Annotated in this window: 16 protein-coding genes and 3 tRNA genes; 10 read left to right on the top strand and 9 right to left on the bottom strand. The window is 40.7% G+C overall.

Annotation, left to right across the window (positions count from 1 at the left end):
- Nucleotides 1-88 precede the first annotated feature (88 nt).
- Together JWG40_RS19420 and JWG40_RS19415 are read right to left on the bottom strand one after the other, a co-directional pair.
- Nucleotides 89-1,459, bottom strand: a complete 1,371-nt coding sequence (locus JWG40_RS19420; RefSeq protein WP_205287392.1) for an APC family permease — start codon at nucleotides 1,457-1,459, stop codon at nucleotides 89-91.
- The gene (locus tag JWG40_RS19415; RefSeq protein WP_205287391.1) at nucleotides 1,460-1,978 is read right to left on the bottom strand and encodes an LIC10415 family protein; all 519 of its coding nucleotides are present in this window, start codon (nucleotides 1,976-1,978) and stop codon (nucleotides 1,460-1,462) included.
- 174 nt (nucleotides 1,979-2,152) lie between these two features.
- Here JWG40_RS19415 and sppA point away from each other — a divergent pair, with 174 nt between their 5' ends.
- The 7 genes from sppA to JWG40_RS19380 all read left to right on the top strand — a co-directional run bounded on the left by sppA (nucleotide 2,153) and on the right by JWG40_RS19380 (nucleotide 5,452).
- Nucleotides 2,153-3,118, top strand: coding sequence for a signal peptide peptidase SppA (gene sppA, locus JWG40_RS19410; RefSeq protein WP_205287390.1), 966 nt, complete (start codon nucleotides 2,153-2,155; stop codon nucleotides 3,116-3,118).
- Nucleotides 3,115-3,723 (top strand): hypothetical protein, encoded by a 609-nt coding sequence (locus tag JWG40_RS19405; protein WP_205287389.1) that lies wholly within the window; start codon nucleotides 3,115-3,117, stop codon nucleotides 3,721-3,723. Before sppA ends, JWG40_RS19405 begins: the two co-directional genes overlap by 4 nt.
- A gap of 1 nt (nucleotide 3,724) precedes the next feature.
- Nucleotides 3,725-4,465: a 5'/3'-nucleotidase SurE gene (gene surE / locus JWG40_RS19400; RefSeq protein ID WP_205287388.1), complete on the top strand. Its 741-nt coding sequence runs from the start codon at nucleotides 3,725-3,727 to the stop codon at nucleotides 4,463-4,465.
- A gap of 5 nt (nucleotides 4,466-4,470) precedes the next feature.
- A complete protein-coding gene (locus JWG40_RS19395) occupies nucleotides 4,471-5,142 on the top strand; it encodes a tetratricopeptide repeat protein (RefSeq protein WP_205287387.1) in 672 nt (223 codons plus the stop codon).
- A gap of 59 nt (nucleotides 5,143-5,201) precedes the next feature.
- Nucleotides 5,202-5,273, top strand: a tRNA-Pro gene (locus JWG40_RS19390).
- A 17-nt stretch (nucleotides 5,274-5,290) separates the two neighbouring features.
- A tRNA-Arg gene (locus JWG40_RS19385) sits at nucleotides 5,291-5,364 on the top strand.
- 16 nt (nucleotides 5,365-5,380) lie between these two features.
- Nucleotides 5,381-5,452 (top strand) — tRNA-His (locus JWG40_RS19380).
- Between the two features lie 419 nt (nucleotides 5,453-5,871).
- Here JWG40_RS19380 and JWG40_RS19375 read toward each other — a convergent pair.
- Both JWG40_RS19375 and JWG40_RS19370 read right to left on the bottom strand, forming a co-directional pair.
- Nucleotides 5,872-6,339, bottom strand: coding sequence for a DUF2798 domain-containing protein (locus JWG40_RS19375; protein ID WP_205287386.1), 468 nt, complete (start codon nucleotides 6,337-6,339; stop codon nucleotides 5,872-5,874).
- 209 nt (nucleotides 6,340-6,548) lie between these two features.
- Nucleotides 6,549-7,142, bottom strand: coding sequence for a DJ-1/PfpI family protein (locus JWG40_RS19370; RefSeq protein ID WP_205287385.1), 594 nt, complete (start codon nucleotides 7,140-7,142; stop codon nucleotides 6,549-6,551).
- Between the two features lie 105 nt (nucleotides 7,143-7,247).
- Here JWG40_RS19370 and JWG40_RS19365 point away from each other — a divergent pair, with 105 nt between their 5' ends.
- On the top strand, nucleotides 7,248-7,547 hold the full coding sequence (locus JWG40_RS19365) for a DUF805 domain-containing protein (protein ID WP_205287384.1): 300 nt from the start codon (nucleotides 7,248-7,250) through the stop codon (nucleotides 7,545-7,547).
- A 191-nt stretch (nucleotides 7,548-7,738) separates the two neighbouring features.
- On the opposite strand, the gene JWG40_RS19360 is transcribed toward JWG40_RS19365, so the two are convergent.
- Together JWG40_RS19360 and JWG40_RS19355 are read right to left on the bottom strand one after the other, a co-directional pair.
- Entirely contained in the window at nucleotides 7,739-8,131 is a 393-nt protein-coding gene (locus JWG40_RS19360; RefSeq protein ID WP_205287383.1) for a DUF1801 domain-containing protein, read from the bottom strand.
- A gap of 152 nt (nucleotides 8,132-8,283) precedes the next feature.
- Nucleotides 8,284-9,414 carry a tyrosine-type recombinase/integrase gene (locus JWG40_RS19355; RefSeq protein ID WP_205287382.1) on the bottom strand — a complete coding sequence of 377 codons (1,131 nt, stop codon included), beginning with the start codon at nucleotides 9,412-9,414 and terminating at the stop codon, nucleotides 8,284-8,286.
- Between the two features lie 293 nt (nucleotides 9,415-9,707).
- Between JWG40_RS19355 and JWG40_RS19350 the strand changes: the two genes are divergently transcribed.
- Nucleotides 9,708-9,923, top strand: coding sequence for a hypothetical protein (locus JWG40_RS19350; RefSeq protein WP_205287381.1), 216 nt, complete (start codon nucleotides 9,708-9,710; stop codon nucleotides 9,921-9,923).
- A 190-nt stretch (nucleotides 9,924-10,113) separates the two neighbouring features.
- Here JWG40_RS19350 and nadB read toward each other — a convergent pair whose 3' ends face one another.
- Nucleotides 10,114-11,715, bottom strand: coding sequence for an L-aspartate oxidase (gene nadB / locus JWG40_RS19345; RefSeq protein ID WP_205287380.1), 1,602 nt, complete (start codon nucleotides 11,713-11,715; stop codon nucleotides 10,114-10,116).
- Between the two features lie 52 nt (nucleotides 11,716-11,767).
- Nucleotides 11,768-13,606 carry a S41 family peptidase gene (locus JWG40_RS19340; protein ID WP_205287379.1) on the bottom strand — a complete coding sequence of 613 codons (1,839 nt, stop codon included), beginning with the start codon at nucleotides 13,604-13,606 and terminating at the stop codon, nucleotides 11,768-11,770.
- 112 nt (nucleotides 13,607-13,718) lie between these two features.
- On the opposite strand from JWG40_RS19340, the gene JWG40_RS19335 reads away from it, so the two are divergent.
- A complete protein-coding gene (locus JWG40_RS19335; RefSeq protein WP_205287378.1) occupies nucleotides 13,719-14,723 on the top strand; it encodes a tetratricopeptide repeat protein in 1,005 nt (334 codons plus the stop codon).
- On the opposite strand, the gene JWG40_RS19330 is transcribed toward JWG40_RS19335, so the two are convergent.
- Complete coding sequence (locus JWG40_RS19330; protein WP_205287457.1) at nucleotides 14,692-15,471, bottom strand: pyridoxine 5'-phosphate synthase; 780 nt, start codon at nucleotides 15,469-15,471, stop codon at nucleotides 14,692-14,694. The two genes, JWG40_RS19335 and JWG40_RS19330, sit on opposite strands and share 32 nt — an antisense overlap.
- Nucleotides 15,472-15,503: the final 32 nt, after the last annotated feature.

Raw genomic sequence — 15,503 nt, 5'->3', positions numbered from 1 at the left:
AGGTTTTTATCACGAAATACAATCTTAGTATCATTTCAAAAGTAAAAACTGAAGTTTGAGTTTTTTAAATCTAAGATTGTTTCAAATTTTAATTCTTTACTTTGACCATCTTTTTATCCAAACGAAATCCGTAATACACGGGAAGGGCAATGAGAGTGATCATAAGCCCCCAACCCGCTGTCACTGGTTTTTCAATAAAGAGAATGGTCATCACGGCAATGTTTGCTAAGATATAAAGAAAAATGGGTAGAGGATAAAAGGGAATTTTGTAATCTGATTTCATTCCCATCTTTTCAAATCGAAACGGTGTAGCGGCCGTTAAGCAGGATAAAATGAGTATCGAACAAGTAATCATATAGAGCAGTGCTTCGATTTCTTTCACAAACAAAAAAAGTATCGCTACAAAAGCCTGAAAGAAAATAGAAACATAAGGGCTATGCCATTTGGGATGGATTTTGGAAAAAGAAGGGATAAACACTCCATCTCTTGCCATAGCAAAGTAAACTCGACTTCCTCCAATGAGGATGGCCGACATCGATCCTAAAATCACCCAAGCTATGAAACTCGTGGTAAGGATCGAATAATTCACTCCAAATAACTTTTGAAAGGCGATGGCTCCAATCCCATCCTGACCCGCAAGCTCCTCAATAGGAGCAGAAATGACAAAAAGTAAATTGATGGCAAAATACAAACCAGCCACAAGAAAACAAGCGGTGATGGCAGAACGAACGATAGTTTTTTCTGGATTCTTTACTTCTTCTGCAATGTAGGTAATCATATTCCATCCCAGATAGGAAAAGGAAACAGGTACGATCCCAATCAAAACTTTGGTATAAAAAGAGAGCTCTAGTAAATTTGGAAAAGGTGAATTCCACAAATAAGACCAGTTGGTATTTCCGATGGAAAACCCAAGTGCCAAAAAAAGAACAAGTCCTGTAATTTTTAAAACAGCAAATACATTCTGCACGCGAACCGCGGACTTAATTCCAAAAAAGTTAAGACCACTAAAAAACAGAATGGGCAATACACCAATAAAGGTAATGGAACTAATTTGTAAGTCTAATCCGAGTAAGGTGAACGTCGGTGATTCCCAAACAGGGATACCTGGAAATAAAATTTGAACATACTTTCCAAAGGCAAGGGCAAGCACAGACACACAGGCGGAAAAATTTGTGAGCAAAGAAGACCATCCACTCATAAAGGCTATGGCCGGTGAGTAAGCAACTTTTAGATAAACGTAATCTCCTCCAGCAAAAGGAAGGAGGCGTGCTGCATAAGCATAAGTGATAGAGCCGGAGAGAGCAAGTACTCCGCCGACAATCCAACAGAGTAGGACAATCCAAAGATTTCCTGTTTCTTTGATGAGATAACCAGAAGTGAAAAAAATTCCCGACCCCACCATGGAAGAAAATAGAACGGAGATGGAATCAAAAGTATTGAGGGAACGTTTTAATTCCAATTAACCGCCAAGAAGTCGTTTTACCATGGTTTCAGAAATTGGTTTCATGGAAGCTGTAGACACAGATCCAATTTTACCTTTGAACTCGTCAGGACTTAACATCATTCCTAGTGAGAAGATGTTTTCGCCTTCCACTTCTTTTTTCTTAAGCTCTGCAAGTAGGCTTGAGATATTGCCTTTGCTATTTTCCAAAATTTCTGGTTTGGTTACTTTGTTATCACCTAACTCTGGGAATAGTGGTTCGCCTTCAAAAAGAAGTTCTTTGAGTTTGTTTTCTTCTTGAGTGGTATCTTCCAAAAGTCCAATCCGTGATTGTTCCTTGGAAAGTTGTTTTTGCAGTTCCGTGAGTCGTGATTGGATATTGTGGTATTGAACAGGAAGGCTGACAACAAAGTCGGATTTTTCATCTGACTTCTGTACGGTGGTTCCTGTCTTTCCAGAACTGACATCTTTAGTGTCTTTTTTGTCCTGGACTAGTTTTTCTGCTGAGTTGAGGAGACGATTGAGACGAACATCCATGTCCTACCTTCCTTGGTAAAGGCCTTATGTCTCGGCGGTGCCTGGACATAAATCCTGTGACTACCTGTCTAATTTTCGGTTAGCCTGTACAAGGAAAATAAACTTTTTCTAAAAAAAAGTAAAGAATTATTAAAGTTGACTCGGGTTTTTGCAAGGTTTTGCTTGTGAGAGTTTATGGAAAGAAACCAATTTCTTCTCTTTCTCTCCTTTTTGTTCTCCACAATTGCCACAATTCTCGGAATTGCCATCCTGGTATCTGGATCAAGTCTTGCCCGTTTCTCTAGTGGGACCGGTGGAAGCCTCTTCCAAGCCAGTGAAATTGGAGCCGTCGTCATACCCATCGTAGGCGAAATCCACTCCGGTGAGTCTACTTTTGATTCTACGGGAGCCGACACCGTCTTACGCCAATTACGGGAGCTCGAAGAGGATGGCAATGTCAAAGGGATCCTTCTTGAGATCAATTCCCCCGGTGGAACGGTCGCTGCCTCCCAAGAAATTTTTAATGAACTGCTGCATCTTCGTAAAACCAAAAAGATTGTGGTGAGTATGAAAGACGTAGCCGCCTCCGGTGGTTATTACATTGCGGCGGCTTCGGATTATATCTTTGCCCAAAATGGAACGATCACAGGTTCCATTGGAGTCATTTCCTTTGCACCTAACGTCAAAGGTCTTCTCGATCGTTATGGGGTAGGGGTTCGCACTTACAAAGCTGGAAAATACAAAGATATGTTTTCTCCGTTTCGCGACTCTACCAATGAAGAAGATGATATGATCGGAAAACAGTTACAAGACACCTATCGCAAGTTTGTGGAAGATGTTGCCAAAGGACGAAACAAAACGGTTAAGTCCATTGAAGAGTTGGCTGAGGGTAAAATTTATTCTGGCGAAGATGCGTTTCGTAACAAACTTGTGGATGATATTGGAGGAAGGAGGGAAGCTCATAAAAAACTTTCTGAACTTTGCCAATTTGATGGACTCATTCCTCTTTTTGAACAAGAGATTTCTCCCTTTGATCGATTTTTGCAAACTTTGGGCGTAAGTTTTTTTGGAGACAATTCTCATGTATCCAAAATTCGTTCCCTCATCCAATCACAAGTGTTAGTCATTCTACCTACAGCTCTTGGAAAATTGATGTTATGAGAGATTTTTTCTTCGATTTAGTTGATGTATTGGAACTTGTATTTTTGGATCCCCTTCGTTATTCGGAGGAAGTGAAGGAGATACCCTTTGCGGCAAGTCCCGTGTCGAGTTGGATGTTTACGATCCTTTCCGCCTTATCTCTGTCAGTGGGAATGAGTATCCTCTCGGCACCGTACACTATTTCCACTTTGTCATTTTTGTTTTTTGGTTTTATAGCCAACTTGATTCTGTTTCGTTTTTTCCCATTTTTTTATGCATTAGTGGCTGACTACTATGTACAAAAAAAAGGAAGAGCGCAAAAACTCTTATTTTTACTGCTGTTTGCAAGGCATTCGGTTGTTTTGTTTTTGTTATTTGCACCGGTTTGTATTGTCTTTCATGCAGTAGGGCTTTCTGGACTCGGATCGGGACTATTTTTACTAATCACATTTGTATTCCTTTACAGTTTGGTTGTTTCTCGTGGACTCAAATCCATTTATGAATTAAGAAATCGCGACTCGCTCAAGTTTTCTTTTTATGCACTAGGCCTTACGATTTTATTCCCTTTCCTAATGAATTTATATACTGCAACCAGTATTCTCCAATCGATCTCAGGTGGTTTATAGTTTGAATTTACTCATCACAAATGACGACGGAATTTCTTCCGCCGGAATCAAAGCTTTGGAACGAGTCCTTGGAAAATCTTATAACACTTATCTCATAGCTCCTTTGAAGGAACGGTCTGTGACTTCCATGGCACTCACTGTCTTTCAAGGAATGCGAGTCGAACGAATCAATGACAACCATTACATTGCGGATGGATTTCCTGCGGATTGTGTGAACATAGGTTTGTATGCAGAAATCTTTCCTAAAATTGACTTTGTGATCTCTGGAATCAACAGAGGTGTGAATATGGGTTATGATGTGCATTATTCGGGAACAGTCGGGGCCGCCAAACACGGAGCCCTTCATGGAATTCCATCTCTTGCGGTGAGTTCTGGTCGGATTGATCCAGACGATGGGTATGAAAGGGAAGCGGAACTGGTTTTATCTTTTCTCTCCAAATACAAATCACAAATCCAATCGGGCGAAGTTTGGAACCTAAACTTTCCTCCAGAAATTTCTGGATCGGGCACAATCAACGAAATCGTTTTTACAAGGCTTGGTCGCAGGCGTTATTCAGAAAAATATGAGAAAAAACAAATCATCGAAGGGGTCAGCGAATTTCAGTTAAACGGAAGTTTACTTGGACACGATGAAGAAACGGGAACAGACTTTGAAGCCTACAACCAAGGAAAGTTACCGGTCACTCCCATCCAATTGGACTTAACGGAAAAAAGACGACTTACGGAATTACAATCCAAATAGAAACAATGGCAGAAGAAACAGACTACCTCGGTTACATGAATAAAGGCAATTATGCCATGGCACTGAATCTTTTGGATCAGGCCTTACTCCAAAATCCAGAAGATCCGATTCTTTTGTATAATTTTGCACTCTGTTGTTTCCAGACCAAAAACTTCAAAAAATCAATTCAGGTTTTGGACCGGATTCTGGAAGAATACCCAGGTTTTATCGAAGTCGATAATGTCTACCGACTGAAAGTGTTTGCCCTTGTGGAACTAAAAGATTGGGAAACCGCAGAGTCGATTATCAAAGATCGATTGCAAGTGGCAGTGGATGATCCCAAACTCCTTTCCTTTTTGGCCCATGTGTATGAATACACCCATCGTTTGGAAGATGCGATAGAAATCCACCGCCGCATCTTGAAACATACTCCCGATTACAAAAATAGTCTCAATTCTTTGGGTTATTTACTTGCTTTAAAGAAAAAAATCAGCACCGAAGAACGCACAGAAGCCATCAAATCCTTAAAAAAAGCATTGGAACTTGATCCAAACAACCCAGCTTACCTAGATTCCTTTGGTTATTTTCTGCAAACCATAGGAAAACCAGAAGAAGCATGGAAGGCCTACCGCAAAGCCCTGCAAAAGAACCCAAACCATCCCGTTCTTTTAGAAAGATTGAAGAACCTGAAGAAATAAATCTCCCTTTTGTTGACACAGTCCATCTGCCAAAAACACTGGTGATTCAAGGACTTTCTCGGGATGTAGCGCAGTGGTAGCGCATCTGTTTTGGGTACAGAGGGTCGCAGGTTCAAATCCTGTCATCCCGAATCAGTTGGTTCTATCCGACCCGGTAGCTCAGCTGGATAGAGCAACTGCCTTCTAAGCAGTTGGTCGGGGGTTCGAATCCCTCCCGGGTCAAGATGTTTTAGAAATGGTGGATGTAGTTCAGCGGTAGAGCCCTGGTTTGTGGTACCAGTCGTCGCGGGTTCGAATCCCGTCATCCACCCATTAAATCGCCTTCGGCGATTCAAATTCCAAACAATCTTTTATTAGAAACCAAATGATTGGGATTCGAACGATTTTGCGATAGAGTTCGAGTAGCCAATTTGGCAAGACACCTTGCCTAATTGGCGTTAAGCGAGAACGACCGAGCACAGGAAGTGCGAGGGCTCGCAAAAGACGGCCTGGAGCGAGTTCGACCTGGATGGGAGAACCGCGTAAGGCGAAATCCCGTCATCCACCCACTTAGAATTCCCCCTTCAGCGTATATACTTTCTTAGATATGGCATGGGTGCCTTGCGTTCGCCTGGCCCTCCATGGCCAGAGCTCCCGCTCGCATCCATCCGTGGATGCTGTTCGGCGCCCATGCCATATCTAAGAAAGGGCTCGAATTCATTTGGGAAATTGGTACAAGTGAAAAGTTATTTAAGATACTAGTTTTGACTTTTTGAATATCTTCAAATGCGAATAGCGAACTAGAGGACCAACCACAGCGAGTTGCGCCAAAAGTGCCATCGGGTAGTTTTTGATCACAGAACTTATGTAATGTTCTAGAAAATGATTTTCTGTTCCAACGTTGATGAGTGTAGTGATGAGTGTCATCAGTAGACACATCCCAGTAACCATAAGTAGTACCATGACAAGAATGTGTTTAAACTTTGGATCTGTAGGTGAGACTAGAATTTTATGGAGTTTAGAAACATTATGACTTACTATTAATTGTTCTACAGCAAATGCGATTAGGAATATTGGAACAAACTGTTTTATGATCAATATAATTGTCTCTGTATGAAATCCAAAAATCAAGACCATATTATACGATAACATTATCGTTACCATACCAATTGTCATCATCGTAGAAAAAGCTAATTCTTCTTTAAGTGTTCGACTCAAAATTTACCCTCTTCATTTAACTCGAAATGAAACCAGGAGCACAATTATTTTTATGGGCCATTTTGGCAATAGGTTTCATAGGACAAGATCACTAACTTTGTTTTTTGGTCGTTTGACATCAAAGAAACATAAATGAATTTATTTTATAACTTCGGTTGTCGTGATATTTGGGAATAATTCGTATCCTGTCGAATGAATATTCTTACATATCATCTTTCCTCCGGAATCCAATCGTATTCCATTCGTTTGGCTGTTCGAATCGCTACTTCCTCTCCAAATATTTTTTGTAAAAGATAAAAACTCAAATGAATGCCAGAGGAGATTCCGCCTGAAGTTAAAATTTTTCCGTTATCAGTATACCGGATATTGGTTTTTACATTTAACAAAGGATAGTTTTTCTTTAAAGTGTCTATGTCCATCCAATGAGTAGTCACTTCTAACCCATTTAAAAGTCCAATTTCTGCTAATAGAAATGCACCTGTACAAATAGAGGCCAAATGCTTAACTTTTAAGTGTTTAGCTTTAATCCAACTAAGAGTTGTTTGATTTTTAATTTCTAACTCTTCTGCACCATATCCTCCAGGAATGATCAGTATATCCATCGGAGGGCAATTTGAATAATCAAAATTAGGCAAAACCATCAAGCCATTCCTTGCGAAGACCGGAGATAGGTTTTCGGCAACAAGAAATACCTGGCATAATTTATTACGGTCGTTAGTTTCTGCGAGAGAGAATACTTCGAAAGGACCGGCAAAGTCTAACACTTCCACTTCAGGGAATATAAGGATTCCTATTTGCAACATAAACTGATTTTTCCTTTTTTTACTTTACATTATAAATAATTAATTTCTAATATGCCTCGTTTGTGACGAAACAAATTTAGTAATTCACTGGAAGGTAGAAACTATATGTCATTCCAAGATGCGATCAAAGTATGTTTACAAAAGTATGCCGATTTTACCGGCAATGCAAAAAGGCCAGAATTCTGGTGGTGGGTTGTTTTCTGCATTATCATTAGTGCGGCAATTAGTGTAGTTCTTCCTTTTGTAGCAGGAGTTTTTTCCTTAGCTGTACTTTTGCCAAGTTTAAGTGTGGGGGCAAGGCGTTTGCATGATACAGGTAAAAGTGGATGGTGGCAATTGATTGGCATCACAGGGATTGGACTTCTTGTGCTTATTTTTTTCTGGGCACAAAAAGGAAAAAGTTAGAATTTAATTTCGAAACTCAATTCCCCCTTTTCTTGCGTTAGGGGGACGTAGGGCTTGGTCGCCTACCATCGTTAGATGGTTGGTGACGGGAGCGTAAGCGCACCCCGGAGTGACCCGGCCCTTATTTGGATTTATTTTTAAAAATCAAAAATTTGGGAACGCACAAACTTGTTCTTAACATGTTTTTGATGTTAGGAGTTCGTTCCTTTTTTAGATTTATATAAGGTTTTATCAACTTCCAATGCGTTTTGGATATAAGGAAGGAGAAGTTTTGGATTTATCTCACCGGGAGAATGGAAGGTGAAACAATAGACCTGTTTACGGTTTTCTTTTTCTAGTTTTTGTTTGGGATCATTTAGAAGGTATCCATTACAAAACCCTAATTGCACGCCTGACTTTGGGCCTGGTTTAATGGATGCCGGCCATATAAAACAAACACGGCTATTTTGAAAGTAATAGAGAACAGAATACGAGATTCTTTCCTCTAGAGTAACAAATGGCTTTAAAATTTCCTTTAATCGCAAAACAATAGAAAGTTCTGTTTCGGTAAGGGAAGAATAAAATAATTCAAATTTCTCGTTCATTCAGTTTTGCTTCAGTATTCTAGTATTTTTCTTTTTTCAAAATTGCGATAGAAATTTCACGCAAATTCTTTGGGAATTTTTCGGTTTTCTATAGGCCAAGGGAAACAAAGTGGTGTTTGTTGGGATCCAGATTTGGATGCGAGAAAGGAAGGTTAATTTTGATTTTCTGTGTCTGGGAGAGAACTTGGAATTTCTTTTTTGGCTGAGATTCGATCTAAAGGACTCACAATGTTTTCTAACCGACTCCTTGCCACTTTTGTATAAATTTGAGTGGTTCGGACACTTGCGTGTCCGAGTAATGTTTGGATCATTCGTAAGTCAGTACCAAGCTCTAACAAATGTGTGGCGAAGGCATGTCTTAAACTATGGAAACTTACTTTTTTCCCTATATTTGCTTTTTTAGCTGCGTTAGTAAAGATTGCCTCGGCAGTGCGGATATGTAAAGGCCTGTTTCCAGAACCTGGGAATAACCAAGGATTGGCACGCACTTCGTTATAACTGTGTTTTAAAAGTAAATTGTATTCTCTGACCTTAAGATATTCTTTTAGTTCTTCGACTAGAGACGTAGCAAGGATGGTATACCTATCTTTTTTCCCTTTGCCCTGGCCCACACGAACCATATTTCGTTTTAAGTCAATGTCTGTGATTTTTAAATGAATGACTTCACTCACACGCAAACCAGAGGAGTAACTGATCAGAAGTAACATTTTATGTTTTCGATTGGGAAGTGCATTGAATATCGACCTAGTTTCTTCTGCAGATAAAACCTCTGGTAGTTTGGAACCGACTAACATCCGTGGAAATTTCAGTTGTGTGAATTGTTGTCTGACTTCGCGGAAATAGAAGATAAATGCCTGTCTTGCCGACCTAACACTTGTTGCCTTTACTCCGCGATCGGTCACTAGGTGGTCTAAATATTTGTCCAAATCACTGGTTTTGACATTCATTGGAAGTTTTCCTGTGTACACCAAGAGTTGAAATATATGGGAGTAGTATGTTTTTGTTGTGCGAAACGAAAAATTACGTTCTCTTGTTGCTTTAAAATAATCATCTAATATTCCGCACTGTTTGGGAATTTCTTTGGGAAGAATTCGGATATCATGATCTGAAAATGCATTTAATACTTGTTTTATGATGTTTGGATCGTTCGGATATGACCAGGATTGGTCAATAGAATTGTAAACACCCTTGGGTAGGGATTTTGCAATGGAATAAAAAGTTTTTGAATAGTGAAATCGTAAATAGAAACGATTGTCCTTTGGAGAATACCGAAATTTGATCATAGAACACCTAACCTTACATTGGTAAGTTTATTAGGTGGAATCTTTACTGTTTGGTTCTTGATTTTTTAATTTTAGGAATTTTTTTAATGGAATTGCGATTATTTGCTTTTGGGGTGGGGGTGTTTTTTTGAATCTTGTATCCCCGCCCTGACTAGGGTGGGGAACTAGACCCGCCACCCAATACGCTCCCTTTACCACGCCCTCGCCGAATCCGAAATCCAAATCTTACGATACGTATTTTTTTTCTTGGAAAGTTCGCATTCTTACATAAGCTTACAGAATCAAGGAGACTTATGAACCTAATCACTGTTGGACTCGGCGTATTTTTTATCCTCTACGGAACCACCACCTACATCCTCCGCCTCTACAAACCCGGATTTTTTTGGAAACTCGAACCCATGAAACAAAAATGGGGCGAAAAACGCGGTTATTTCATCCATGTCTTTAGTTATTCGATTCTTCCCATCATCTTAGGAATTGTTTATACCATCCTTGGTCTTAGAGGTTAATAATTGTTTGGTGTAATTTACCGAACGAATTGATTTATGATTAAATAAACTTAAGTTAGATGGGCGCCTCCCATTTGGTTTTGAGATTTTTGTTTTATACAAAAAAGGACCGGGCCCTCCGCTCCAATCTTTCTCTTCCGAGAAAGGATTTCCGCTAGGGTCCCTGGCGCTTTCGCCTTGATTTGTTTACTTAGAGTTTGTGAGAAACGATGGTATCTTGGCGTGAAGGAGTTCTGTCTTCTGGATAGTCTGTGCTAAAATGAAGCCCACGACTTTCCTTTCGCAGCAGTGCCGACCGAACAATCAGTTCAGCCACTTTCACTAAGTTCCGAAGTTCGAGTAACTCAATTGAGACCGTAGTGCGATTGTAGTAGTCCTTCACTTCTTCTGAAATTAATTTCAATCGGCGAAGGGCTCTTTCAAGCCGCATATCCGAACGAACAATCCCTACATAATTGCTCATTATGGTTTTGATTTCCACCAGATCATGAGAGATGAGGACCCATTCTTCTGTATTTGTGGTTCCTTCTTTATTCCAATCGGGTATAAGATCCGTCTCTTTTGAATAACTTAAGGATCCTTGTGACCGAATATCCCCTGCTATGCGATGAGAGAACACAAGACATTCGAGTAGACTATTCGATGCCAATCGGTTTCCACCATGCACTCCAGTGCAAGTGGTTTCTCCGCATGCATATAAGTCGGCGATATTTGTCCTTCCCAGTAAATCGGTGGCCACACCTCCGCACATATAATGAGCGGCTGGCACTACTGGGATCGGATCTGTTGTGATATCAATTCCCAGTTTTTTACAACGTTCATAGATGGAAGGAAAATGGTTGATGATATCGTTTGCCGGCCGATGAGTAATATCCAGAAGGACATGAGGTTCGCCTTTCTTTTTCATCGTATCGTCAATGGCTCGGGCTACAATATCCCTTGGGGCTAGTTCCCCCATCTCATGGTAGTCCTTCATAAAAGGTCTACCACCTATCTCACGTAAGATGCCACCATGGCCCCGAACCGCTTCCGAAATTAAAAAACTATTTCCCTGTTCATGAAAAAGAGAAGTCGGATGGAATTGATAGAACTCCATGTTCTTAACAATGGCACCGGCACGATAAGCACTGGCGACTCCATCACCCGTTGCAATATTTGGGTTTGTGGTATGTAGATACACTTGGCCGGCCCCACCCGTTGCCAAAATGGTTTTTTTGGCAAGGACGGGAAACACTTCCCCAGTTTCTGTATCTACAATATAAGCACCGTAACACCGGAGGGGAAGGTTGTCTTTTTCCTTTAAATGGTGTTTGGTGATGAGATCCACACAGGCATGGTTTTCTAAAATACGAATGTTTTGGTTGGCGTGAACATGGTCAAGTAGCGATTGTTCTACGGCACTTCCTGTTCTGTCCAGAGAGTGAATGATTCGGTTTTTGCTATGTCCACCTTCGCGGGCAAGATCCAATTCCCCGGTTTGGTTTCTGGTAAAAGGAACTCCCAAATCCAGAAGTTCGCGAACCCGAGTGGGTCCTTCTTCGACAAGGACACGCACAGCTTCCAAATCACAAAGCCCCGCCCCAGACTCCAAGGTATCTTTGATATGTTCTTCAAACTTATCCTTGTCATCGAAAACGGAGGCAATGCCTCCTTGTGCATAATTGGTATTGGACTCGTAGTCTGCTTTTTTGGTAACAACGACTACGGATCCCAGCGGAGCCAACTTTAGTGCTGTAAAAAGGCCACTCACTCCGCTTCCAATGATTAAAAAATCCGATTTAATTCGTGTCACATGATTTCCAATGGTTTCTAAATGTTATATCCATCTCCTTTGGGGACTTGGATTATTTTGTATTCAACATTCCTTCGATGTAATCCAAACTTCTGATGAGCATATAGTCTGGTTTGATGGCATCATTGGCATGTGATTTTAAGAAGGCGTCCGCCTTTCCATTTTTCTTAGCATACTCTTTGATGGCATTTACATTGAACTTGGACTTCACAACACCTTCATGAGGGATGAGGGGAAGGTGGTTCCACATATCTTCCTCACGGTAACGGAATGGAAATCCGCCATCAGGTTCTTCGGAAACTTCAATATCAGGAGAAACGCCCACAACTTGGATGGTTTTTCCAGATGGTGAGTAGTATCTTGCATTAGTGATTTTTAACAAATAATCAGGGTTGTTTTCTAAGTTATTTAAACTTTGAACGGTTGCCTTTCCGAAAGTTCTTTCCCCTAACAAAATTCCGCGTCCATGGTGTTGGATGGCACTGGCAACAATTTCAGAAGCCGATGCCGATTTGGAATTAATCATGACAACTAGCGGCAGTTTAGTGATATCTTTGTTTTTTGCATATTTTTCTTCATCGCTACGGAACGGAGTTCTTGTGAATACAATCATTCCTTTTTCGATAAACATATCAGTAATATCAATGGCTAAATCTAAATACCCGCCCGAGTTTCCGCGTAAATCTAAAATCAAAGCTTTGAGTGGTTTGCCACTGTCTTTGGCTTCTTGTTCCATCTCCACAACTGCATTGGCAATTTGTGTGTCGATTGGTGCTTCGCCTGGGCCTGGTTTGACAAACCCGGTAAGTTTGATATAACCAACTTGAGGATTTTCTTTTACGATATGGTGGGTTACGTTTTTAATCGTAATTTTATCACGAACTACTTCGATGTCCGTTTTTCCAGTGTTACCCTTTCTTGTGATGGTTAGAACCACTTTGGTTGCTTTTGGTCCTTTGATTTTTTTTACCACTTTGTCGAGAGATAAGTTTTTAATGATCTTTCCATCCACAGCAATAATGGTATCTCCACTTCGGATTCCCGCTTTGACTGCAGGGCTTCCTTCCAATGGATTTTCCACAACCACCTCGCGACTGCCACCACCAGAAAGTATGGCACCAATTCCTTCAAAGGAACCATCGCTGATTTTAGCCATGGACTCTTCCCACATTTCTTTTAGGAAAACATTGGAATGTGGATCAAGAGAATTCAAATAACCGTTGGCTGCAGCAAGAAACACTTGTTCCATGCTGAATTCTTTTTTCTCTTCCTCTTCTTCAGGAAGTTCCCCGTCAAGTTCTACAAGCCCTTTGAGAACAGGTGTTTTGTAAGTTTCCAAATTATCTTGGATATAAGAGATCACTCGATCAAATTCTTTACGAGAGAAATTGATTTCTTCCCATTTAGCAGCGATAACCGATTTTTTAAGTTTTTCTTTTTCGATGAGTTTTTTTAATTCTGCATCAGAAAGTTTTCTGTTTTCGTTTTTCTTTAATTTTTCTTTTTGAATTTTTTCTACTAGAACATAATCAGGGTCGAATAACACAAATTTGTCGGAAGGGGAAATTTTGAATGTTTTTCCTGGCCAAAGATCGTCTTTGTCATCGTATTTTTCCCTTTCATTGAAATAACTTTCTGGGTAAATATAGAGTGGGTGAGGCATACTGAGAACGGCAAAGGATGCCGCATCCGTGAAAGCTCGGTTTTTATTGATATTTTTATCAATATAGTACTTATCCACTGATTTGACCACGGTTTCGAAGTCTTGGTAGGTAAAATTGGTTACACGGTTAGGAGCTTTTTTGGCTTCCGGTTCGCAGGAGATAAAGCCTACAGGAAGGGCAAAACTGAGTAGGGTGAAAAAGGAAAGTAGGTAAACAATTCGTTTCAAGGGATCGCTCGTAAAGTGGATAGATTATCCTAAGAATTTCCGATTTTCCAGTCCATGCAACTCAAAAAAAATCGGGACAAATCTAGGACACACGTATATCATAGACGGTGTGATGCGTCCATTCGTTGTCCTGATTTTCGCTCTTTCCTTTGGGTTTTGTACAACAGAGCCTCAGAAAAACCCAACCCGAGATCCGTACAGTTTGGAAACCCTAATCTTCTTGGAAGAGGTGCTCCTTGACGTATGGGAGTCCTCCGATTCTAGAGAAGTCGCTATGTCTCGACTAAGATACGTTTGCCGAACAAGGGACACCGACGATGGATATTTATGTTACACTTGGGGACTTCTCGAATTCCACCGAGGCAATTATGCAGAGAGTTATACTGCTTTTAGAAAGGCTCTAGAGAAAAATCCAAACGACAGTTTGTATAAAAATATGTTACGAATTTCCGCCGAAAAGTCGGGAAATTTAGCGGATCTCAAAGCACATTCTCGGGATGGAGAGGTTTTGGCAGTTTTTACTGAAACACAAAAACTTTGTAAGGAAAACAAACTACCAGAGGCCGAATCCTTTCGATTTCTTGCAGAACGTGGGATCCTCACCAAAGAAACTTTGCGTCGGGGTGTCCTTTCCGATTGTTTCCAACGTTTGGGTGAGGGTGACAAATCTCGGATCCAAAAAGAAATCCGAATTTCTGCCCTTTCCTATAAGGAACGTCTTTATGCGGACCAAATGAAAACGGATCCTTTTTCTAGGATTTGGGACACAGCCAGTTTCCACCGTGGTGAATCGGGACAGGCAGTGGGTGCTAGTGCTGGAGTTGTGACTGCCAATGCACCGCTTGGAACAGAAAGCGGTATGTCGTCCTTGCCTGGATCGGCAAAACCCGGTGCACCGATTACGGATGCTTGGAGAAAACTCAAACTCGCTTCCCTTTCAGGAAACGAATCACAAGGCAAAGAAGCCATTCGTAGTTTTTTATCAGAGATCCAACAGGCCAAACGGAAAGGCAAACTAGAAGGACAACTCGCTTTGGCCTTAGAAAGAGCAGCCAAGTTACTCCTCGAACAAGACCCTCAGTATTCTAAACTTCGTTTCCTAGCGAAAGAACTCTAAGGTAATCCCTTATAGTAGTCTCCATTCCTACGATCAGGCTTTGGCTCACAAGCCTATGACCAATCGAAACTTCTGCTAAATGGGGAAGTTTGGCAAAAACTTGCAAATTGTTTGTATCCAAGTCATGTCCTGCATTGACACCTAATCCCAGTTTGTGGGCCTCTTTGGCTGCCATTTCATAATCTTTGAAACTGAGTAAACCTTCTTCCAAAGACCGTTCGTAAGCATAAGCAAAGGGTCCTGTATACAACTCGATCCTTTCGGCTCCTAATTCTTTGACCAGCGGATATTGTTCGAAATTGGTTTCCATAAACAAAGAGACACGGATTCCTTCTTCGTGGAAACGTTTGGTCATGGATTTTAAAGTTTGGAACACTGTTTTGTCTTTTAAATCAAATCCGTGGTCGGAGGTGATTTCTCCAGGTTTCACGGGAACGAGTGTGGCTTGGTCGGGTTTTGCCAAAAGGACTAGGTCTAAAAATCGTTCACTTGGTTCCCCTTCGATATTGAATTCTTTTTTAGGAAATCCCTTTTTAGATAAATTTTCGTTGTAAGATTTCAAAAACTCCCTTATTTCGAATACATCTTGTTTGGTGATATGCCTTTCATCCTCTCTGGGATGGATGGTGATGCCGTATGCACCGGCATTTAGAATGATCTCAGAAATTTGAATGACACTAGGAATGGATCCGCCACGAGAATTTCGTAGAGTGGCGATCTTGTTGACATTGACACTTAATTGGGTCATAGGAAAAAAAAAACTTTTCATTAAATTTCATC

This window comes from Leptospira abararensis (assembly GCF_016918735.1).
Taxonomy (GTDB): domain Bacteria; phylum Spirochaetota; class Leptospiria; order Leptospirales; family Leptospiraceae; genus Leptospira_A; species Leptospira_A abararensis.
This window is presented reverse-complemented; position numbering and strand designations above follow the sequence as displayed.